The following is a 21,010-nucleotide window of genomic DNA, read 5'->3' as shown; positions in this document are numbered from 1 at the left end:
AACACAAATGGAGGAGATAGTTATGAAAAAGAAATCTTTACTATTGTTAGGAGCTAGCTTAGGGGTGTTAGCCTTGGGATTAGCAGGTTGTGGGGGAGCTAAAAACGAGGATTCAGGCAGCGCTGATGGCAAAACAAAAATCAGCTTTACTTGGTGGGGTGCAGAGGTTCGTCATGAAAAGTACATCAAAGCGATTGAAGCATTTGAAAAAGAAAATCCTGACATTGATGTTGAATATGAATATGCTTCTTGGGATGATTATTGGAAAAAATTAGCAACGAAATCAGCGGCTGGTGAATTACCAGATGTTATGCAGATGGACGGGAGTTATCTTGCTCAGTATGGAGAAAAAAACCAATTAGCTGATTTAACGGAATTTACTGGTGATGGAAAAACTATCGATACGAGCGAAATTGATGAGTCTATTATTGATTCTGGGAAGTTAGGGGATAAATTTTTTGCAATTGCTCCAGCGGTAAATGCTATGTCGATGATTACAAATAAAGCATTGACAGATAAAGCGGGTGCAACACTTGATTATGAAAATTATACTTTTGAAGATTGGGTAGGCTCCATCGATAAAGTAAAAAAAGAGACAGATGAGTATGGGATGATCGATGTTGTCGACAACTATGTTTTACTTCAGTATTACTTGAGAACACAAGGAGAAGAATTACTACAATATAATAAAGATGGTAAACCTGAGCTTGCTTTCACCAAAGAAAATTTTGTGACCTTCATGGATGAAATTAGTAAGTTAGCAAAATCAAAAGCAATTCCAACGGCTGAAGTAGCAAGCAACATCAAGAGTTTTGATGAGAATCCGTTGTCGTTAGGAAAAGTAGCCTACTATCAAAACTGGAATAATCAATACGTTACTTATACACAATCAGCTGCTGACGGCGTGGAATTTTCATTGGAATTACCATATGATGCAAAAGATGGTGCATTATTCTATCGACCTAGTTTCTTTTACTCCGTTGCACAATCGTCTAAGCACAAAGAGGCGGCAGCAAAATTTGCAGATTTCCTAGTAAATAATGAAGAAGCAAATAAAATTATCGGCACTGAACGAGGAATTCCCGCAAGTAATGCTGCTAAAGAAACAATTTATGATGATATGACAGATGAGGAAAAGGTAGCATCAGATTATTTAGATAAAATTGCTGATTATGTTGGAGAAGCTTCACCAGTACTTCCTGTTGGATTCTCAGAATTAAATACTCACTTTAAAGAACTATTTGCTGAAATTACCTATGGAACGATGACTCCAGAAGAAACATATGAAAGCTATACAGCAAAAGCAAAGGAGATTTTTGATGAAAACTACGACTAAAAATAAAAATAGTCTGCTAGCAAGATTCAAAAGTCAAAGTAGTGAAAAACAGGATGGTTTTGCTGGTTATCTATTTATCTCACCATTCATTTTAGGATTTTTATTATTTATCGTTGTACCAATGGGCATCTCATTGTTCATGTCCTTTCACAATTATGACATGTTAACAAAAGCGGAGTATATCGGTTTTGATAACTTTAAAAAGATTTTCTTAGACGATCCTAAATTTAGGCAAGCATTATTAGTTACGTTTAAGTATGTTGTCTCAGCAGTACCGCTAAGATTGATTATTGCTTTAGCAGTAGCAATGTTGATTAATCGTCCTTCTAAATTGTCTGGTACTTACCGGGTACTATTCTACATTCCTTCCATTATTGGGGGGAGTGTAGCAGTATCAATCATGTGGAGAAACATCTTTGGGGATAGTGGTTTGATCAATGGTATCTTGGAGACGATTGGAATAGATCCAATTTACTTTTTCAAGAATCCTGGAACGGCCCTTTTCACCTTGATCCTATTGGCTGGCTGGCAGTTTGGCTCATCAATGCTGATCTTTTTATCTGGATTAAAAAATATTCCAAATGATTATTATGAAGCGGCTCAAATTGACGGAGCTAGTAAATTTAGACAGTTTGTTTCTATCACATTGCCTTGTTTAACGCCAATTATTTTCTTCAATTTAGTTATGCAAACAATACAATCATTTTTAACTTTTACACCGGCATTTGTTATTACAAATGGAACAGGTTCTCCACGTAATGGTACATTAGTTTATTCTCTTTATGTTTATCAGAAAGCTTTTTCTGATTTCAAGATGGGGTATGCATCTGCACTAGCATGGATTTTGATTCTGATTATCGCGATTATTACCCTGATTTTCTTTGCAACATCTAAATATTGGGTATTTTCTGAATCGAAGGAGGGCTAAAGATGGTTGCTATGCGTAGGAAAAATATTTTATTTGACATTGTTATCTTAATTGTAGCGGTCATTATGCTGTATCCAATATTCTGGCTTATTTTTAGTTCGTTGAAGCCAAATTCGGATATATTTCAGACCGCAACAGAGTTATTTCCAAGAAATTGGACGTTAGACAACTTTACTAAGGGATTTGAAGGAATTGCCGGGGTACCGTTTATTACCTATATTTTTAACTCCTTGAGAATCGCCATTATTGCAACAATTGGAGCTGTTTGTTCTTCAGCTGTAATATCTTATGGCTTTGCACGAATTCCTTTTAAAGGAAAAAAATTCTGGTTTGCCTGTGTACTGGTTACTATGATGATGCCGCAAGAAATTATCATGGTTCCTCAATATCTATGGTTTGGAAAATTAAACTGGATCAACACGATTTTACCAGTTACCGTTCCTTCATTTTTCGGTCAAGCTTTCTTTATCTTTATGATGAATCAGTTCATTCAAGGAATTCCAGTAGAATTAGATGAAGCTGCAAAAATGGATGGTTGTGGACGAATTGGGATTTTCTTTAAAGTCATATTGCCACTGTTGAAGTCCTCATTAGCTACATCAGCAATTTTCTCCTTTTATTGGAAATGGGAAGAATTGATTGGTCCTATGCTTTATTTGACCAAGCCTGAAAGTTACACAGTTTCCATTGCTTTGAAGCAATTTCTTGATTCATCAAGTAGCTCAAACTGGGGAGCAATGTTCGCTATGTCGGTCGTATCGCTTGTTCCAGTATTGATTATATTTTTCATGTTCCAAAAATATATTGTTCAAGGAATCAGTACAACCGGTTTGAAATAATTGAATAGACAAAACTAGCACAATAGATTTTTCTATTGTGTTAGTTAGTTTTATAAAGAGAATAAAAATGGAGGTTTTAATGTAGCTATGATTGGTGAGCAACAATTACAAATAAAGATAGAAAAAATTATTGAACGAACAATGCGAATGGATCTTACCTGGGATTGGAGTTGTGGAGTAGCCTATTACGGAATTTGTAGAGCCTATGAAGTACTTCAAGATGATAAAATCATTGAAAATTTAATAAATCGCATTGATGAAATGATTGATTTAGGTTTTGATGGGGATTGGACAGTGAATAAATGTGCGATGGGACATTGTTTGATTACGCTTTACCAAAAAACTGGAGATCAGAAGTATTTTAATTTGGTAATGGAAAAGATTGATTACCTACAAAATCGGGCGTTGCGTTTTGGGGATAATATTTTACAGCACACCGTTTCTTCAGAAAATGATTTTCCAGAGCAAGCATGGGCGGACACCCTATTTATGGCTGCTTTTTTAATGTTAAGAGTTGGTATTCTAATAAAGGATGAAGAGTTGATTGATGATGCACTTCACCAGTATTACTGGCATATTATGTATTTGCAAAATCAAGACACCGGATTATTCTATCATGGTTACGATCATTTGAAACAGTCCAATTTATCGAGTTGCTACTGGGGGAGAGCAAATGCTTGGGCGGCATATACGATGTCGCAAGTTAAATCACAATTACCAAAGGCTTACCTTTATCCTAAATTTATGGATGTTCAGGCTTCTTTAGAAGATCAGTTATCTGCAATAAAGCTATTCCAGAGTAAGGAAGGATTATGGCGAACAGTGATTGATGATTTGGATTCATATGAGGAGATTTCTGCGTCAGCTGGAATTGCAGCCAGCATGGTTGTTAACGACAACCCTCTTCATCGAAAATACATTAAGAAAGCTCTTAGGGGTATTTTAAAAAATATTGCTACTGACGGCCGAGTAATGAATGTATCTGCAGGGACGGCAGTAATGACAGCGATATCTGACTATAATTTAATTTCGAAAAAGTGGATACAAGGATGGGGACAGGGATTAGCACTAACTTTCTTTTCGGAAATACTTTCCAATGAACATACGATTACTTTTCTTCACAAAGGCTTAAACAGTGGAGAGAAGTCGGAGGATATACAATGACTATAGCTGAGCAAACAAGATATCTACAAGATTTAATTGACCAATGCCCAAAAAATGGGACTGTGATTTTTCCACCAGGTAAGTATGAAGTCGGTTCTTTATTTTTAAAGGATGACATGACTCTTCAACTTAATAAGGATGTCATACTGGAGGGAAGTAAAACTCTGGATGACTACCCGTTACTGTATTCTCGAATTGCTGGAATAAATATGGAGTGGCCAGCAGCAGTAATCAATAGTATTGGTTGCAAGAATGTTGAGATAATCGGTGAAGGAAAGATTGATGGTCAAGGAAAAGTTTGGTGGATGAAATTCTGGGGAGAAGATAAACAGAGCGGAATGCTTAAAGAATACACAGAAAGAGGGTGGCGATGGAATGTTGATTATGATTGTCAGCGACCTAGGAATATTTTAATTCAAAATAGCCAGCAGGTCTCTATTAAAGGTATTCATTCCTATGATTCGGGTTTTTGGAATCTACAGGTTGTTTACTCTAAGCATGTAGTACTAAAAGATCTGACAATAAAAAATGGTGAAGGACCTAGCACGGATGGAATCGATATTGATTCTTCAGAGGATGTCATAGTCGATGGCTGTCATGTTGCATGTAATGATGACAATATTTGCGTGAAAAGTGGGAGAGGCGAAGAAGCACTAGCCCAAAATTTGCCCAGCAAAAAAATAGTCATTAAGAATTGTCGTCTTGGAGCGGGGTCTGGAATCACTCTGGGTAGTGAAGTCTCTGGTGGAATTGAAGATATTCAAATAATGAATAATTCCTTTGAGGGTACTGGAGTTGGGTTTAGAATAAAATCTTCCAGAAATCGTGGAGGTTATATTCGTAATATTCTTGTTTCTAAGTTAGAGATGCAAAATGTCTCCTATCCATTTCGTTTGATGCTTGATTGGTTTCCTGAATATAGCTATGGCAATGCGGGAAAAAATATCGATCAGATGCCAGATCATTGGAAAAAAATAATTGCAGACATAAAAGGCCCACAAGGTCTGACAAGAGTATCAAATATCACTATCAAGGACGTTACTGCTTCTTTCAATGACCTTTCATTGTCATGTGGGTTATTTATCGAAGGAAATCCAGAAGTACCCATTGAAAATCTAAAATTTAACAATTGCACTCTTGAAGTCACTGAATTTGGAAAAGTAATGGGCGTGCGAAACATCGTATTCGAGAACATGTCAGTATGCATAAGAAATGAAACGCAAGAAAAAAGCCATAGTTACGAACGTTGAGATCATACTCCTAGAAATTTTAGACAGTAGAAAACTTTAAACGCTAGAATATAAACTACGTAGGAAATAATTTTTTAGAGAGCTTCATAATAAGATTTATGTGAATATAAAAAACTTCAGATAATACTTGATTTTCAAGAATATCTGAAGTTTTTTTGTACTGGTTGAAAACATATTCTATTTTTTAATGAACAGGAATTATTAAAAAAGTAATGGAGAATCAATGTTTTCTTTCATATCAAATTATGCTGATACCAACGTTTTCCCTTAAATCGAAGAAAGAAAATTAATCCCCGGACACCCCATTCAACTGTCATGACGAAATAAATACCTGTCAAACCATACCCTAATAAGATTCCAATCAGGTACCCCATACCTATTCGGAAAATCCACATAGAAAGCAAAGATGCTACCGTAGTAAAGTTTGCATCTCCGGCGGCCCGTAAAGCCGATGGAAGAATAAAACCAAAACTCCAGGTTAAAAAATGCATCACAATAGCGATAGTATAAAGTCTAAAAATGGCTGGAAGTATTGCTGCCGGTGGATTGAACAGCTTCATTCCTAAGGAGAAAAATGGCAGTAAACTTAAATCAACAAGAATGAAGGCAATCATGCCGGCAATGATGAATGATTTTGTAAGTTTTTTCGCATCCGCAACATTTCGTCTACCGATACATTGACCAACAATTGGGACAAGGGAAGTAGCTAAAGCACTGGGGATAATTTCAGAAATTTGGGTCCAAGAAGAGGCAATCGCATTTGTTGCAATCACGTTTGTTCCAAGACTGACAATCATCGTTTGGATAATAATCTTTCCTCCATTAAAGAATAACGACTCTGCGGCAAATGGGAAACTTACCTTTAATACTTTTTTTATCAATCCAAAATGAATATGTAAAAAGTCTTCTTTTTTCAACATGAAAAGACCACGATTGACGTACAATGTGTAAAAGGCAAAAAGCATTCCGATGAATCGAGAAATGACTAGCGAAATCACTAAACCCACCATGTTCATATGTAGGATGCTGATAAAGAGAATGTTGAAAAGAATATAAATAAAATTCATTAGTAAGGAAAGTTTTAGGGAGGATTTAGTTCTGCCGATGCCACGCAAACTACCATTTGTTCCCTCAACAATGGATTGCATTGGGTAAGAAGCCAATAATCCAAGTAAATAAATCCGGGCATTTGTCAGTACCATTTTTTCTGCATGACCAAAAAGCAATTGAAGCAATGAATTATGTACCAAAAATACAGAGATGCTCACGAATAAAGCCATGAAGACAGCACCGAATATGGTTCCACTACAGACTTTGCTGAGTTGTTTCATTTCTTTTCTTCCAAAATATTGAGATATTAGGACTGTGCCACCTAAACCAACAGCAGTAAAAATATTCACCAAGAAAAAATGAAGACTACCTACCATACTTACCGCACTTACAGCTGCGGTTCCGGCTGAACTAATCATTGCAGTATTGAAAAAATTGAAACCGACTAGAAAAAATTGATCGATAACTACGGGAATTACAAGAGATAGCACAAAATGGTAAGAAATATCCCGACCTGAGAAAAAAGCTTTTAATCGAGGATATCTTTCTTTCTTTGGAACAGGGCTTCGCAAATAGAACATCTCCTTATGTTTAACAACAAAAATAGCAACTTTGCACACGTTGTCATTGCTAATGCTATCTTTTCAAAGTAGTTCTGTCAATATGAAAAAAATAATGGATGAGGAGAAACAGATATATTAGATATTCTTTTTTATTCTCTCTTGTTTTAATAAATACGTTCTTTTTATATAAAAAGAAACAAAACACCTAAAACTAAAATATTAGTATTGTGAATCTGAACACATTAAAAACGCTAGTTATTCGATAATTGGGCTAAAAAATTAATAAAAACTAATTTAATTCGTATTATAATTTAATATAAACACTAAATGGAAGCGTTATACTTATTTTGTTGATATATCAGTTAGGATATATCAATTAAAATGGAAAAGCGAATGGAGGAACAAAAGTGAGTGATATTATTATCGGTATTTTATTGATTGCATCATTCTTCTTTATGGTGTGGTACTGTGTCAAAGGATTTAATTTAATGGTCGGCTTTGCGGTTATGGCTACGGTTTGGATGATTCTTGCACTTATAGGAAATTCATTTTCACCTAATCCGGCAATGGAAGGTCAAGGAGTCATTGACGTGCTTGAGTACATCTTTGCAACAGGACCTGCAGAATATGCCAAATCGATTTTGGTTAATGTATTCTTTGGTGCATTCTTTGGTCGGGTATTAGTTGATACAGGGATTGCTGCCACCCTGATTAGAAAAGTTGTTGAATTAGGCGGAGACAAACCACGGATTACAATGAGTCTTTTATGCATTGTGACAGCAGTTATTTTCATGTCAATGACAGGGATTGGACCAGTAATCTCGATTGCGGTCATTGTTTTACCAATTTTGCTTTCGTTAGGGATTTCAGCACCAGTTGCTATGTTCTCATTTATGGGATCAATCATGGCAGGGATTTTTGCAAATATTGTTAACTTCAAACAGTATCAAGCAATCTTTGCCGGTTTTAATCCAGCAGCTGCAGATTACACATACAATGATTATTTCCAAATTGGTATGATCGGTATGGTTGTCAGCTTAGTTGTTGTATTAACAGTTGCTAACTTAACAATGAATAAAAAGAAAGCCTATTCAATGGCTGCAGAAATGAAAGTAGATCCAAATGCAGAAGCACCAGCAATTTCTTGGTTAGCAGTTGTTTTACCAGTATTAGGTGTTGTCCTTTTGAATGTTCCGATTATTCTTGGTTTCATTTTATCTGGAATCTATGCAATGCTGTTTACAGGAAAACTTCGTGGCGGATACAAAGAGGTTTGTCGTCGTTTTGCGAAACTATTCACGGATGGCGCAATAGACGTTGCTCCAATGGTTGGTTTCTTATTGACATTGGCAATGTTTAATAATGCAGCTGCTTATGCAGCACCTTATTTCTCAGCGATTTTAGGAGATTTCATTCCAACTTCACCAATTATTTTGGCAATTGCTTTTGCTATCTTAACACCACTTGGATTCTTCCGCGGCCCAATGAACTTAGTTGGTTCCGGTTCAGCAATATTAGCTGTTGTATTAGCGGTTAACCCAACAATGCCCGTAGCTTTCTTATATCCATTGTTTGCGACAACAACGATTGCCCCACAACATTTGGATATCACTCAATCTTGGGTAGCATGGGGACTTGGATATACAAAAGTTTCATCACGTGATTATATGAAGAAATCAATTCCAACAGGTTGGATCATCGGTGCTATTGTTTGTGCAACTGTTTTCGTATTGTACGGTCGTTTCTAAAAATAAGTAATAGGGGGAGAAACATATGAAACGCTCAGTCAGAATGGGAATCGACGTAGGTGGTACCCATACAAAAGCCGTTGCAATTGATAATGCAACGCATGAAATTATTGGAAAATCTTCTGTTAAAACAACTCACGCTGATCCAAGAGGAGTAGCTGCAGGTGTTGTCCGATCTTTTCAAAATTGTCTAAAAGAAAATAATATCAGTCCAGACGATGTTGTTTTTGTTGCCCATTCCACTACGCAGGCAACTAACGCCTTGATTGAAGGCGATGTTGCAAAAGTCGGCGTAATTGGAATGTCAAAAGGTGGAATTGAAGGCTTTCTTGCCAAGCGCCAAACACGGTTAAATGATATTGATCTCGGAAATAATAAAAAGATTGAAATTATCAATTCATTTATTCCAGTGAAACAATTGAGTATGGATCGAGTAGAAGAAACAATCGGGAATCTCGAAAATGAAGGAGCAAAAGTTTTAGTTTCATCGATGGCTTTTGGTGTTGATAATGGAGAACCTGAGAAAATCGTTTATGGTGCTGCATCAGAAATGAACATTCCAACAACGATGGCATCAGATATCACCAAATTGTATGGGTTGACCCGTCGGACAAGAACGGCAGCGATCAATGCTTCAATTTTGCCAAAAATGCTGGATACTGCCAATTCTACGGAAGCCTCTGTTCGAGAAGCCGGTGTTAACGTTCCGTTGATGATTATGCGGGGAGACGGCGGAGTAATGGAAATCTCTGAAATGAAAAAACGCCCCGTCTTGACCATGTTGTCAGGTCCCGCTGCGTCCGTGATGGGTTCATTGATGTATCTAAGAGCTTCAAATGGTGTGTACTTTGAAGTTGGGGGTACCACTACCAATATCGGTGTTATCAAAAATGGCCGTCCTGCTATCGACTATTCCATCGTTGGCGGCCATCCAACATACATTTCTTCCTTGGATGTTCGGGTATTAGGCGTTGCTGGCGGTTCGATGGTTCGGGCGGATAAAAATGGGATCATTGATGTGGGACCCCGGTCAGCCCATATCGCCGGATTGGATTATGCAGTCTTCACACCAGAAGATGAAATTCAAGAACCACGGGTAGAATTTTTCTCTCCAAGAGAAGGGGACCCGGCAGATTATGTCAAAGTCATTTTAGGTACAGGAGAAGAAGTGACCATCACCAATTCTTGTGCAGCAAACGTACTGGGCTTGGTCCAACCGGAACATTTCTCTTATGGAAATGTTAACTCAGCGAGAAAAGCAATGCAGGCATTGGCGGATTATTGCGGCACGACGGTGGAAGACATCGCCAATCAAATCATGGAAAAAGCCTATGCCAAAATTGAACCGGTCATTTTGGAGCTGGCGGATAAATACAAATTAGAAAAAGATCAAATTTCTCTTGTTGGAGTTGGTGGCGGAGCAGCTTCCTTAATCGTTTACTTCAGTAATAAGATGGGAGTAAAATATTCAATCCCCGAAAATGCAGAAGTAATTTCTTCCATCGGGGTGGCACTGGCTATGGTTCGAGATGTAGTAGAACGAATCATTCCTTCTCCAAGCAAAGAAGATATTCGGGCAATTAAAAATGAAGCAATGAATAAAGCCATTGAGTCGGGAGCAACACCAGAATCGATTGAAATCCACGTGGAGATTGATCCACAAACTTCGAAAGTATCTGCGATTGCTACGGGCTCAACAGAAGTCAAAGCAACTGATTTAACGAAAGAAGTCGATGAAAAAGAAGCAATGGAAATTGCGGCAGAAGATATGCGACTACAAACTGCTGACATCACTTTATTGGCCAAAAGTAAATTTTTCTATGTCTTTGGGGAAAACGGCTGTACCACTAAAGCTGGGAATATCCGAATTGTAGATAAAAAAGGCTTTATCAAAGTTCAGCGGGGAAATGCAATGTGCATGAAGAAAACTGCTGCAGAATATATGGATGCAATTTTAAATCTGTGGGATGAAATGGCAGTATATCAAACAGAATTGATTGCTCGACCTGAATATTACTTATGTTTAGGTGCGCGAGTGGCTGATTTCTCTGCAACAGAGCTAGATCAATTACAATTATTGACTGAACTGGAAGTGTCTACCTTGGAACCAGACGAGGAGGTCCTTGTCATTGCCGGAAACATTAAGCAAACCTAATCTTGAACAAATCATTCTGGAACTGAAACAAGTTCCAGATGTGGTTTGGGGGAAGTACCAATTTCAACGAGATCTTCTTAATAAAAAAATAACACAGCAGCAGAAGAGGCAAATGATCGCCTCTTCTATTGCGTGTGGGATTGCAACGGCTAGAAAAATCCGCAGAGAGTATGGGAAGAAATCCAGCAGCGAAATTTTTGATGAAATGGGTGTTTCGATTCGACATTCGGATGAGGAACAAATTGGCAATCGGTTATTGTTTGCTTTATATGATCCCGATCGTGGAGTTTTACTCATGGATAATCCTATTAAGAAGTTCAGTGAATTTTCTGACCAAACAGGGTTTAATCAAGAGCAAATAGAAAACTATATTTTGAGTCATGAACTTTTTCATCATATTGAAAGTCATGACTCAGAAATTTATACGCAGAAAACAAAAATCGATTTGTGGAAATTTTTGTTTTATACGTATCGTTCCAATGTCCGAGCATTAAGTGAAATTGCAGCAATGAGCTTTTCCAAAGAATTCAATCAACTTGATTTTTCACCCTATTTGCTAGAACTTGTTCTTGTTTGGCCTTATGACCAAGAGCAGACAGTGAAATTATATAATGAGGTAAAAAGTCTTTTGGAAGATGAGACTAAATAATTACCGTATTGGGAGTAAAATAGGAAGGGTACTTATGCATTACGTATTCTTGTTCCTCAATAATCATATGCAGATGGACAGAGCAAAGAAAACTGATTTCATCCAGGTCGTGATTGACGATTGCTTGAAGAAGCGTCTGATGCTCATCTACTACTCGTTCCCAGCCAAGTTCAGTTATACTTAATCGTAACCAACGGAAACGGTCAAGATGGGTGGCATAGTTTTCTACCCAATCCCAAATTTCACCTTTTCCGGCGATTTCGAAACAAGTTCGGTGAAAAGTTGTATCTAGTTGGAAGAAGTCTTTCTTATTTTTTGCTAAAGCAGCCTGCTCTGTTTCTTCCAGAATTGCTTCAAGAACTTTTTGTCCCTTGGGAGTAAGTTTAGCACTGCATTCAGGTAAAATAGCTTTCTCCAAGATTTCTCGGGTGTACCGTGCAAGTGAAGCAGATTCGATATTTATTTGTGAAATATACGTACCCGACTGGGGAACAGCATAAATCAATTCCTGGTTTCTTAATTGAATCAAAGCCTCCCGTATCGGTGTTCTGCCAATTTGGAGACGTTCTTCCAATTCTTTTTCGGAAATTTTTGTTCCGGGTTCTAATTCAGAGTAGATAATTTGTTTGCGTATAGCTTTAAATGCTTGCTGTTGTAAGTTGCTTGCCATATGTTAGCCTCTCTTGTTTATAATCAGTAGATTGATAACATTATAGCATTTCATTTAATGGAAAGAATAGAACGATTAGCAATAAAATTGCTATTTATTTTGTAAAGGGGGAAATAAATATAATGGAAGAAAAAAATCAAACCTTTGATCAGTTAAGACAAGCCGGCGTATATGTACCGGAGATAACACTAGACGAATTGCAAAAGGAAACCGCAATTTCACCTAAGTGGCTGCATTTTGGCGGAGGAAATTTGTACCGAGCATTCCATGCAGAAATTGCTCAAAAATTGATTGAAGCAGGGGAACTCTCTAGTGGTGTGGTTGTTTGTGAAACGTTTGATGAGGAAGTCATTGATAACGTCTACCAGCCATATGGAAATCAAATTCTTGAAGTCGTAATGAAAGACCATGACGTGCTGGAAAAAACACTGCTTTTATCGACAGTAGAAAGTTATTTTGCTGTTCCTGATCGTCCTGCTGAGTATCAGGCTGTGCAAGAAATTTTTGAAAATCCTTCTTTGCAGCTGGTGACAGTTACGATTACGGAAAAAGGTTATTCATTAGTGAATGCTACAGGGGACTTTATCGGTGTTGTTGAAAAAGATATGCTTAAAGGGCCAAGCAGCGCATTTCATACGATGAGTATCATCGCTGGTGGATTGTTTGCTCGATACAAAAAAAATCAAGCGCCGATCGCACTAGTCTCAACAGATAATTTTTCTAAAAATGGGCTGAAATTCCAGCAGGCTATTTTAACGATTGCCAAGGTATGGCAAAAAAATGATTTGGTGGAAGCTGAATTTATCGATTATGTAATGAATAATCAGAAAGTAAGTTTTCCTTGGACGATGATTGATCGAATTACACCCGCTCCGTCAGAAAAAGTGGCTCAACAATTAAAAGCAGCGGGAGTCGAAGAAACCCAAATTTTTCATACACAAAAGGGGACGAACATTGCAACATTTTCAAATACTGAGGAAACCCATTATTTAGTAATTGAGGATAGTTTTCCTAATGGACGTCCAGATTTTACAAAAGCTGGCGTGATTTTGACTGATCGTGACACGGTGGATAAGGCAGATGCTATGAAAGTGACCACGTGTTTAAATCCGCTGCATACTACGTTAGCGGTTTATGGTTGTGTGCTTGGGTACCAGTCAATCGCTGAGGAAATGAAAGATGTAGAATTAGTAAAACTAATCAAAGGAGTCGGCTATATAGAAGGGTTGCCAGTCGTTGATGATCCAAAAATCATTCATCCACAAGACTTTATTGATGAATTAATCACGAAGCGTTTGCCAAATCCAATGATTCCTGATACACCACAGCGAATTGCTACCGATACATCCCAAAAAGTGGCGATCCGTTTTGGAGAAACCATTCGAAAATATATGGAAGATCCAGAAAAAGATAGCAGTCAATTGACCTATATTCCATTGGCAATCGCTGGTTGGATCCGTTATTTAGTTGGATTGGATGATTTGGGAGAAGCCTTTCCTTTAAGCCCGGATCCACTATTGTCGGATTTGCAGGCGAGAACCAGTCAATTGACCTTTGGCGCCAGTGCTTTGCTTGTAAAAGAAACGATCCAACCAATCTTAAGCAATGAACAAATCTTTGGTGTGGATCTCTATGAGGCAGGTTTAGGAGAAGTGATTGAAGGATATGTCACTAAACTTTTAGCAGCACCTGGGGCAGTCCGCCAAACATTAAAAAAAGAGTTGGGAGAGAAATAAGCGATGGAAATGACATTTCGATGGTATGGACATAATGATGATAAAATAAAGTTAGAAGAAGTTCGTCAAATTCCCGGAATGAAGGGAATTGTAGGGACTTTGTTTGATATTCCGGCAGGAGAAGTTTGGCCAAAGGAACGAATCAAAGCATTAAAAGAAGAAGTTGAAGCAGCTGGATTGACGTTAAAAGTAATTGAAAGTGTCAATATCCATGACGATATCAAAATTGGTTTGCCTTCCCGAGATCAATACATTGAAAATTATAAAACAACGATCCGCAACCTCGCAGAATATGGAATTGAAGTAATCTGTTATAATTTTATGCCGATTTTTGATTGGATCAAAACAGATTTGGAATATGTGTTACCGGATGGCTCCATCACGATGGCTTTTGAAAAAGCTGGAATTGAACGCAGTCCGGAAGAAATTATTAAGGATGTCGAAGCTTCTAGTGGTGATTATTCTTTACCAGGCTGGGAACCGGAACGGCTGGTCCATGTGAAAGAATTATTTGAAGTCTATAAAGACGTAAATGATCAAAAACTACGGGAAAATTTGGCCTATTTTTTGAAAGCAATCATTCCGGTTTGTGAGGAAGTTGGCATTAAAATGGCAATTCATCCAGATGATCCGCCTTACTCCATTTTCGATTTGCCACGAATCGTAAAAAATAGAGAAGACTTAGACTGGATCTGCAACGTCGTGGACAGTCCTTCAAATGGGATTACACTATGTACTGGTTCAATTGGCGAAGATCCACAAAATAATGTTTATGAAATTCTTGCAGAATTTTGTAAACGAGATCGGATTCCATTTGCTCATATTCGTAACATCAAATATTTAGGCAAAGAAAAAGATTTTTATGAAGCACCACATCTTTCAACAGAAGGTTCGTTAGACATGTTTGAAATTTTAAAAGCAATGCATGACAACGGGTTTGATGGGTACATTCGGCCAGATCATGGTAGGATGATCTGGGGTGAGACTGGACGTCCGGGATATGGTCTGTACGACCGGGCAATCGGAGCTTCTTATCTGATTGGTTTATGGGAAGCATTAGAAAAAACGAAATAATCAAAACAGGCTAGGTGAATTGGGCAATCAATTTATCTAGTCTAGCTTTGTAGGAGGAATCGTTATGTTTTTAGATCAAGATTTTTTATTGAAAAATGATACGGCGAAAAAATTGTATCATGACTATGTGGAAAAAATGCCGATTATTGATTATCACTGTCATTTAGAGCCAAAAGAGATCTATGACAATGGGAAATTTAAGAATATCACACAGGCTTGGTTAGGTGGCGATCACTACAAATGGCGCTTGATGCGTGCAAATGGGGTAGATGAAGAGCTGATTACAGGAAATGCTTCTGACTATGACAAGTTTTTGGCTTGGGCAGAAACAATTGAAGAATGTATTGGCAATCCATTATACGTGTGGACCCATTTAGAATTGAAACGAATTTTTGGGATTGAAGAACTTCTAACGAAGGAAACAGCACCAACAATTTGGGAAAAAGCGAATCTAGCCCTAGCTTCTGAAAAAATGACGACTCGAAATATTATCAAAGCAATGCAAGTTAAAGTTATTTGTACGACGGATGATCCAATTTCAGATTTGACTTATCATAAAAAATTGGCGGAAGAAGAATCAGCTTTTCAAGTATTTCCTACCTTTCGTCCAGACAAGGTAATTGCTATTGATGCCGAAGAGTTTATTCCTTATTTGGAAAAATTGGCGGAATTAACGAGTCATTCTGTGACTACCTATAAAGAAATGATTGCCGCTTTGAAGCATCGAATCCAGTTCTTTCATGATGCAGGTTGTCGTTTGTCGGATCATAGCTTTACCGCATTGGTTGGGGCAGATGTTTCTCAAAAGGATTTAGAAGAAATTTTTGCAAAACGCTGCAACAATCAATCTTTAACCGAGAAAGAGATCGCAAACTATCACTTTGGTTTACTTTGTGATTTAATGAAATTGTATGCTGAACAAGGTTGGACCTGTCAATTGCATTTATTGGCAACCCGTAGCAACAATAGCCAATTGTTTGAAAAACTTGGGCCAGATGTTGGTGGAGATGGCATGAATGATGAACCAATCGTTGCTGCCATTGCAAAGGTATTTGATTATGTCAATCGGGAAGACAAATTACCAAAAACCATTTTGTATTCCTTGAATCCAAAAGATTTTATCTCTCTGACAACATTGATGGGATGTTTCCAATCAGATGTTAAAGGAAAAATTCAGTTGGGGGCAGCTTGGTGGTTCAATGATAGTTATTCTGGCATGAGGCATCAATTGACAACGCTTGCGGAAGGTGGAATTTTAGGCAATTTTGTCGGTATGTTGACAGATTCTCGCAGTTTTCTTTCCTACCCACGACATGAGTATTTCCGCCGAATCTTGTGTGAATTAGTCAGTGAATGGGTCGAACAGGACCAATTACCAAGTGACGTCACTGTTCTTGGACCGAAGTTGGCAAAAATTGCTTATACGAATGCGGAGAATTATTTTGGGTTCAATAAATAAAAATTTCTTGATTCGAGGGAGTAAATACATGACGGAACTGTTGATAAACACGATTGTAAAAGAGGGCGAACCGGGCACTAGTCAAATTGAATTTTTGAGCCGCTTAGGAGAGGAAAATTTACCAATTGCGGGTGTAGAAGTTCGTAGAGAAATGTTTTCAGCAGATGCTGCAAAACGAAAAGAAGAAATGGAAACAGTTCGGTCACTAAAGAAAAAGTATGATTGGAAAATGATGTATTCTGTTCCAGAATCCTTATTTTTATCAAGAGGAATAAATCCGGAGCTGGATATTTGGCTGGAGGAACTCGCTTCATTTGAGGGCATCAGCATGAAGGTTAATACGGGTGAATTTTGTACGTTATCAAAAGAAGCAGCACAACAGTTCACTCAAAAAATGGGTGATTCTGGGATTCAGCTTAGAATTGAAAATGATCAGACACCTGAAAATGGAAAACTGGCCAATGTAAAAAGGGTATTGGAAACAATCAAGGCAGAAAAATTACCGATTGATTATACTTTTGATTTGGGAAATTGGCAGATTATGAAGGAAGATCCAGAAAAAGCCTGGGCAGAAGTCAGCCAGTATGTGGATGTGATCCATTTAAAAAATATGGATGCACAAGGAGAAGCAGTATTGCTGGATAAAAAACTGGCTAATTGGCCTTTGGTTGTGAAAAATCAGAAAATTGTTATTTTTGAGTATCCAATGAACTTTACAGAAATACCACAAGAAATCAGCCGTGTTCAAGCAGTTATTGTTTAGTATCAAAAGGAGAGGGATGAGAATATGTATGAAGCAAATTCACAAAGATACAACAAAATGAGCTACACTAGAAGTGGAAAATCCGGCGTTTTACTGCCACCGATTTCCTTAGGCTTGTGGCGAGGTCACGCATTATCCACCCACGAAAAAACAAGAGAATTGGTATTGCACGCATTTGATGAGGGAATCATTCATTTTGATTTGGCAAATAATTATGGTCTGACACCTGGCGATGCAGAAAAAGTTTTTGGTAAAATCATGAAGGAAGATTTGGCTGCCTATCGGGATGAATTAGTCATTTCAACAAAAGCAGGTTTTCATATGGGACCTGGACCTTATGGGGAATGGAGTTCGAAAAAATACCTTGCCTCCAGTTTGGATCACAGCTTGCAACGGATGAATTTAGATTATGTCGATATCTTTTATACCCATCGGCCAGATCCCAATACACCTTTTGAAGAAACCGCAGAGGCACTTGATTTAATTGTTCGGCAAGGAAAAGCTTATTATGTGGGGATTTCTAACTATAATCCAACAGAAACCGCTGAAATGGTTCGTCTATTTAGAGAAAGAAGAACACCTTTTGTGATTCATCAAATGTCTTATAATATGATGAATCGGGAAGCAAGAGACAGTGGACTATTAGAATTTTTAGATGAGAATGGTATTGGCAGTATCGCTTATGGACCGTTGGCAGAAGGGTTGCTTACTGATAAAATGAGTGAACATATTTCTGAAGATTTACCAATTCATCGCACAAATAAGCAACTTCTTGATGGTCCTGCAAGAGAAAAAACACAACAAAAACTACGGAAATTAGCTGAGATTGCTCATCAACGGAATCAGACACTTTCTCAGTTGGCCTTGGCTTGGCTGCTCAATCAAAAGGAAATCACTTCTGTTGTAGTGGGAGCAACTAAGGTGCATCATCTAGATGATAATTTACAAACATTAGAAAACGCCTTGTTATCTGCAGAAGAAAATAAGCAGATCCAACAAATTCTAAAAGGATAAAAAAAGAGACGTATTTTGATTAATGAAAAATGCAAAACAGCCGTAATCTGAAGTGATTGCGGTTGTTTTGCATTTCTTTAGGCATCACTGAAGCCAAAAAAATCAATGAAGTTGAAAAAAGAAACTGCCTTATAAAGTTATGAGATTGTTGCCCTACTTGAATCAATGGCAATGCTGGATACGGGTTGTTGTTCTAATTATCTAGTTTTTTGTTTTCTCTTTGAAATTCAATGGGGGAAACACCAACTTTTTTTCGAAAAATTCGACTGAAATAATGGGGATCTTCGTAGCCGACTTTTGTTGCGATTTCAGAGATGGAATAAAGAAGCTGGTGATCGGCAAGCAGTTCCTTGGCTTTTTGAATCCGAAGCTGAATCAAATATTCTGAAAAAGAGTAGCCCAATTCTTTCTTCATTTGTCGACTAAGATAAGTATCACTGACGAATAAACGAGCAGCAACGGTATTCAGGGCAAGATTTTTTTCTGAATAATGAGTATCGATAATCATTTTTGCTTCCTGTGGGAGAGTAAGTTTTGAAACAGTAACAGGTTGCTTTTTTAATAGCTGTGTCAATTGAGTGAGAATTTTTTTTAGATCAGTTTTTGGAATCGGCTTTAATAAATAATCATAGACATTTAATGTGATTGCCCGTCGAGCAAAATCAAAATCGTCAAATCCGCTGATGATGATGATAATCGTGTCCGGGTACCGCTGGTTGAGTAAGTGGATCAAATCCAGCCCGTTCATGTCAGGAAGATTGATGTCTACAAAAGCGACTGCAACAGATTGTTTTTCAAAAAGGGTGAGTGCTTCTTGACTATCGGCTGCTGTGAGTACTTGTTGAAAAGGAGAAGGAATCGTGCGGATATAGCCGGCTAATCCTTCCCGCAGTGCTTTTTCATCATCAATGATTAATAGTGTCGTCATTTTTTTCTTCCTTTTCTATTGGTAGGTCGATTTGTGCAATGGTTTCTTCGGTAGAGCTAAAAAAGAGTAGATGAGCATTTAATCCATAAAAAAGTTGGAGTCGTTGTCGGATATTGGCAATTCCATAGCCAGTAGAAGTTGGCGTTTTTGTTGATGAATTAAGTTGAATTAGCTTCTCTTCCGGAATTGGTAAGCCAGTGTTTTTTACTTGAATCCGAATAGTTTCAGTTGTCAGTTTTGTCACCTCAATTGCTAAGCTAGAGGGACGTTCTCGTAAGGGACGAATCCCATGATTAATGGCGTTTTCAACTAAGGGCTGCAATAGAAAATGCAGCATGGTTTGTTGTCGTAATTCTTCTGGCACATGAATCGTAAAGGATTGTAACTCTTCGTGACGCAATTGTTGGATTTGTAAATAGCTTTCTACATGCGCCAATTCATCTTCAATCGTAATCAATTCATTCCCACGATTCAAGCCTTTTCGGAAGAAAGTACTGAGATATTCGATCGTCGTAACCGCTTGATCGATATCATTACCTAAAACCTGCCACTGAATCAAATCCAAAGTATTGTAAAGAAAATGCGGCTGAATTTGCGTCTGCAACACCTGAACGGAGGCTTGGCGATAAAGCGCTTCGTTTTCATAAACCTTATCTAAGGTTTGATTAAAGGTCGTTGCTAACTGGGCAATTTCCTGAGGTGATTGGATATCTGCACGAATATTCCGATTTCCTTTTTGTACCTCAGCCATGGTGTTACTTAGTGCAAGAATCGGCGCAATGATTTTTCTTGATAAAAGCAATAGTAAAATTGCTAGAAGGGAAAGGACAATAACCGTAATGATGAACAATAGACGCCATAGCTGATTAGTGGTTCCTCCTAAACTTTTTTTAGGAACGATGTAGTTGACTTTCCAATCTGGAAGGAGATCGATTCCGCTAGTAAAAAGGATTTCCTTTTTTTCATTAATTTTTGGTGATTGATTGTCTGCGCCCACTAAGGTTCCTTTTCCATCATATAACGCCAAATCTTTGGCTAGTGTCTGAACGTTTGATAATGGAATCGCCGCTGAAATAAAATTTGTGCCATCTTGTAATGGGCGATTTAAGCGATAGAGAATAATCACTGCAGCCTGTTGATCTTCTTTGGAATGCAATAGGTCACTAACTGTATAATCCAATTCAGGATGTTGGACCAATTCCTTAAAATACGAACGTTCCTTAACAGAGAAATTTTCATAAAATCGAGAATAAGAAACTCCTTCACGAGAAACTAATCGAATTGATAAATAGTTCCGTTGATTTTGATTTTCAAGAGCAAACGTTTCATCAAACAGTGATTCACGGGTATAGCTGTGACGAGCAGGTAAATCTGCGATTAAACGTAATTCCGCAATCCGTTCACCGAACCAACTGTTGATTTGGTTTGTTCGATTATCTACAAACTGTTGTGTGATGGACTGATTCAAAGGCAAAACATTTCGTGACAATTCAAAACGCATGGCACCAAAAATCAAGAGAGTTAGAATCGTCGCAACAAAAATAAAGAGAAAAAATAGTTGTTTTTTTATAGAACGCATGGGGCACTTCCTTGTGTAATTTATCACTTTGGACTGAAATATCCACCTAATGTTGGAAAAGTCCAAAGAAAATTTTGGGGTAACTAATTATACTCATGGTATCAC

General features: G+C 37.7%; 17 protein-coding genes. 13 read left to right on the top strand and 4 right to left on the bottom strand.

Going from position 1 to position 21,010, the window contains the following annotated elements; translation table 11 throughout:
- Window positions 1–22: 22 nt before the first annotated feature.
- The 5 genes from BAU16_RS08345 (at window position 23) to BAU16_RS08325 (ending at window position 5,517) form a co-directional block, all read left to right on the top strand.
- Window positions 23–1,336 (top strand): ABC transporter substrate-binding protein, encoded by a 1,314-nt coding sequence (locus BAU16_RS08345; protein ID WP_237579230.1) that lies wholly within the window; start codon window positions 23–25, stop codon window positions 1,334–1,336.
- Window positions 1,320–2,264 carry a carbohydrate ABC transporter permease gene (locus BAU16_RS08340; protein WP_161526921.1) on the top strand — a complete coding sequence of 315 codons (945 nt, stop codon included), beginning with the start codon at window positions 1,320–1,322 and terminating at the stop codon, window positions 2,262–2,264. The genes BAU16_RS08345 and BAU16_RS08340 overlap by 17 nt, the downstream gene beginning before the upstream one ends.
- Window positions 2,265–2,266: 2 nt before the next feature.
- Window positions 2,267–3,103, top strand: a complete 837-nt coding sequence (locus BAU16_RS08335; RefSeq protein ID WP_161526920.1) for a carbohydrate ABC transporter permease — start codon at window positions 2,267–2,269, stop codon at window positions 3,101–3,103.
- A gap of 87 nt (window positions 3,104–3,190) precedes the next feature.
- Window positions 3,191–4,267 (top strand): glycoside hydrolase family 88 protein, encoded by a 1,077-nt coding sequence (locus BAU16_RS08330; protein ID WP_161526919.1) that lies wholly within the window; start codon window positions 3,191–3,193, stop codon window positions 4,265–4,267.
- Window positions 4,264–5,517, top strand: a complete 1,254-nt coding sequence (locus BAU16_RS08325; RefSeq protein ID WP_161526918.1) for a glycoside hydrolase family 28 protein — start codon at window positions 4,264–4,266, stop codon at window positions 5,515–5,517. The genes BAU16_RS08330 and BAU16_RS08325 overlap by 4 nt, the downstream gene beginning before the upstream one ends.
- A 233-nt stretch (window positions 5,518–5,750) precedes the next feature.
- Here BAU16_RS08325 and BAU16_RS08320 read toward each other — a convergent pair whose 3' ends face one another.
- Window positions 5,751–7,139 carry an MATE family efflux transporter gene (locus BAU16_RS08320; RefSeq protein ID WP_237579229.1) on the bottom strand — a complete coding sequence of 463 codons (1,389 nt, stop codon included), beginning with the start codon at window positions 7,137–7,139 and terminating at the stop codon, window positions 5,751–5,753.
- A gap of 398 nt (window positions 7,140–7,537) precedes the next feature.
- On the opposite strand from BAU16_RS08320, the gene BAU16_RS08315 reads away from it, so the two are divergent.
- Genes BAU16_RS08315 through BAU16_RS08305 form a run of 3 tightly spaced genes read left to right on the top strand, consistent with a single transcriptional unit; the run spans window position 7,538 to window position 11,682 of the window.
- Window positions 7,538–8,878, top strand: coding sequence for a hypothetical protein (locus tag BAU16_RS08315; RefSeq protein WP_048603679.1), 1,341 nt, complete (start codon window positions 7,538–7,540; stop codon window positions 8,876–8,878).
- A 25-nt stretch (window positions 8,879–8,903) separates the two neighbouring features.
- Window positions 8,904–11,033 (top strand): hydantoinase/oxoprolinase family protein, encoded by a 2,130-nt coding sequence (locus BAU16_RS08310; protein WP_048603680.1) that lies wholly within the window; start codon window positions 8,904–8,906, stop codon window positions 11,031–11,033.
- Window positions 11,008–11,682, top strand: a complete 675-nt coding sequence (locus BAU16_RS08305) for a hypothetical protein (RefSeq protein WP_161526917.1) — start codon at window positions 11,008–11,010, stop codon at window positions 11,680–11,682. Before BAU16_RS08310 ends, BAU16_RS08305 begins: the two co-directional genes overlap by 26 nt.
- Here the strand turns inward: BAU16_RS08305 and BAU16_RS08300 are convergent.
- Entirely contained in the window at window positions 11,675–12,352 is a 678-nt protein-coding gene (locus tag BAU16_RS08300) for a GntR family transcriptional regulator (RefSeq protein ID WP_048603682.1), read from the bottom strand. The genes BAU16_RS08305 and BAU16_RS08300 overlap by 8 nt on opposite strands.
- Window positions 12,353–12,474: 122 nt before the next feature.
- Between BAU16_RS08300 and BAU16_RS08295 the strand changes: the two genes are divergently transcribed.
- The 5 genes from BAU16_RS08295 (at window position 12,475) to BAU16_RS08275 (ending at window position 18,398) form a co-directional block, all read left to right on the top strand.
- Window positions 12,475–14,088 carry a mannitol dehydrogenase family protein gene (locus BAU16_RS08295; protein ID WP_161526916.1) on the top strand — a complete coding sequence of 538 codons (1,614 nt, stop codon included), beginning with the start codon at window positions 12,475–12,477 and terminating at the stop codon, window positions 14,086–14,088.
- A gap of 3 nt (window positions 14,089–14,091) precedes the next feature.
- Complete coding sequence (gene uxuA / locus BAU16_RS08290) at window positions 14,092–15,162, top strand: mannonate dehydratase (protein ID WP_161526915.1); 1,071 nt, start codon at window positions 14,092–14,094, stop codon at window positions 15,160–15,162.
- 64 nt (window positions 15,163–15,226) lie between these two features.
- A complete protein-coding gene (uxaC, locus tag BAU16_RS08285) occupies window positions 15,227–16,621 on the top strand; it encodes a glucuronate isomerase (protein ID WP_161526914.1) in 1,395 nt (464 codons plus the stop codon).
- 28 nt (window positions 16,622–16,649) lie between these two features.
- On the top strand, window positions 16,650–17,384 hold the full coding sequence (locus tag BAU16_RS08280; protein ID WP_161526913.1) for a hypothetical protein: 735 nt from the start codon (window positions 16,650–16,652) through the stop codon (window positions 17,382–17,384).
- 24 nt (window positions 17,385–17,408) lie between these two features.
- Window positions 17,409–18,398 (top strand): aldo/keto reductase, encoded by a 990-nt coding sequence (locus tag BAU16_RS08275; RefSeq protein ID WP_161526912.1) that lies wholly within the window; start codon window positions 17,409–17,411, stop codon window positions 18,396–18,398.
- A gap of 193 nt (window positions 18,399–18,591) precedes the next feature.
- Here the strand turns inward: BAU16_RS08275 and BAU16_RS08270 are convergent, their stop codons facing one another.
- Together BAU16_RS08270 and BAU16_RS08265 are read right to left on the bottom strand one after the other, a co-directional pair.
- On the bottom strand, window positions 18,592–19,326 hold the full coding sequence (locus tag BAU16_RS08270) for a response regulator transcription factor (protein WP_161526911.1): 735 nt from the start codon (window positions 19,324–19,326) through the stop codon (window positions 18,592–18,594).
- Complete coding sequence (locus BAU16_RS08265; protein WP_161526910.1) at window positions 19,304–20,905, bottom strand: sensor histidine kinase; 1,602 nt, start codon at window positions 20,903–20,905, stop codon at window positions 19,304–19,306. Before BAU16_RS08265 ends, BAU16_RS08270 begins: the two co-directional genes overlap by 23 nt.
- Window positions 20,906–21,010: the final 105 nt, after the last annotated feature.

Source organism: Enterococcus sp. JM9B, assembly GCF_009933265.1.
Taxonomy (GTDB): Bacteria; Bacillota; Bacilli; order Lactobacillales; family Enterococcaceae; genus Enterococcus_C; species Enterococcus_C songbeiensis.
Note: the sequence above shows the minus strand (reverse complement) of the source record. Positions and strands in the feature narration are given on the sequence as shown.

What these genes read in the sequence shown, in the direction of transcription:
- BAU16_RS08345 (WP_237579230.1), top strand. Translation starts at nt 23, where the DNA reads ATGAAAAAGAAATCTTTACTATTGTTAGGAGCTAGCTTAGGGGTGTTA.
- BAU16_RS08340 (WP_161526921.1), top strand. Translation starts at nt 1,320, where the DNA reads ATGAAAACTACGACTAAAAATAAAAATAGTCTGCTAGCAAGATTCAAA.
- BAU16_RS08335 (WP_161526920.1), top strand. Translation starts at nt 2,267, where the DNA reads ATGGTTGCTATGCGTAGGAAAAATATTTTATTTGACATTGTTATCTTA.
- BAU16_RS08330 (WP_161526919.1), top strand. Translation starts at nt 3,191, where the DNA reads ATGATTGGTGAGCAACAATTACAAATAAAGATAGAAAAAATTATTGAA.
- BAU16_RS08325 (WP_161526918.1), top strand. Translation starts at nt 4,264, where the DNA reads ATGACTATAGCTGAGCAAACAAGATATCTACAAGATTTAATTGACCAA.
- BAU16_RS08310 (WP_048603680.1), top strand. Translation starts at nt 8,904, where the DNA reads ATGAAACGCTCAGTCAGAATGGGAATCGACGTAGGTGGTACCCATACA.
- BAU16_RS08300 (WP_048603682.1), bottom strand. Translation starts at nt 12,352, where the DNA reads ATGGCAAGCAACTTACAACAGCAAGCATTTAAAGCTATACGCAAACAA.
- BAU16_RS08295 (WP_161526916.1), top strand. Translation starts at nt 12,475, where the DNA reads ATGGAAGAAAAAAATCAAACCTTTGATCAGTTAAGACAAGCCGGCGTA.
- uxuA (WP_161526915.1), top strand. Translation starts at nt 14,092, where the DNA reads ATGGAAATGACATTTCGATGGTATGGACATAATGATGATAAAATAAAG.
- uxaC (WP_161526914.1), top strand. Translation starts at nt 15,227, where the DNA reads ATGTTTTTAGATCAAGATTTTTTATTGAAAAATGATACGGCGAAAAAA.
- BAU16_RS08280 (WP_161526913.1), top strand. Translation starts at nt 16,650, where the DNA reads ATGACGGAACTGTTGATAAACACGATTGTAAAAGAGGGCGAACCGGGC.
- BAU16_RS08275 (WP_161526912.1), top strand. Translation starts at nt 17,409, where the DNA reads ATGTATGAAGCAAATTCACAAAGATACAACAAAATGAGCTACACTAGA.
- BAU16_RS08270 (WP_161526911.1), bottom strand. Translation starts at nt 19,326, where the DNA reads ATGACGACACTATTAATCATTGATGATGAAAAAGCACTGCGGGAAGGA.
- BAU16_RS08265 (WP_161526910.1), bottom strand. Translation starts at nt 20,905, where the DNA reads ATGCGTTCTATAAAAAAACAACTATTTTTTCTCTTTATTTTTGTTGCG.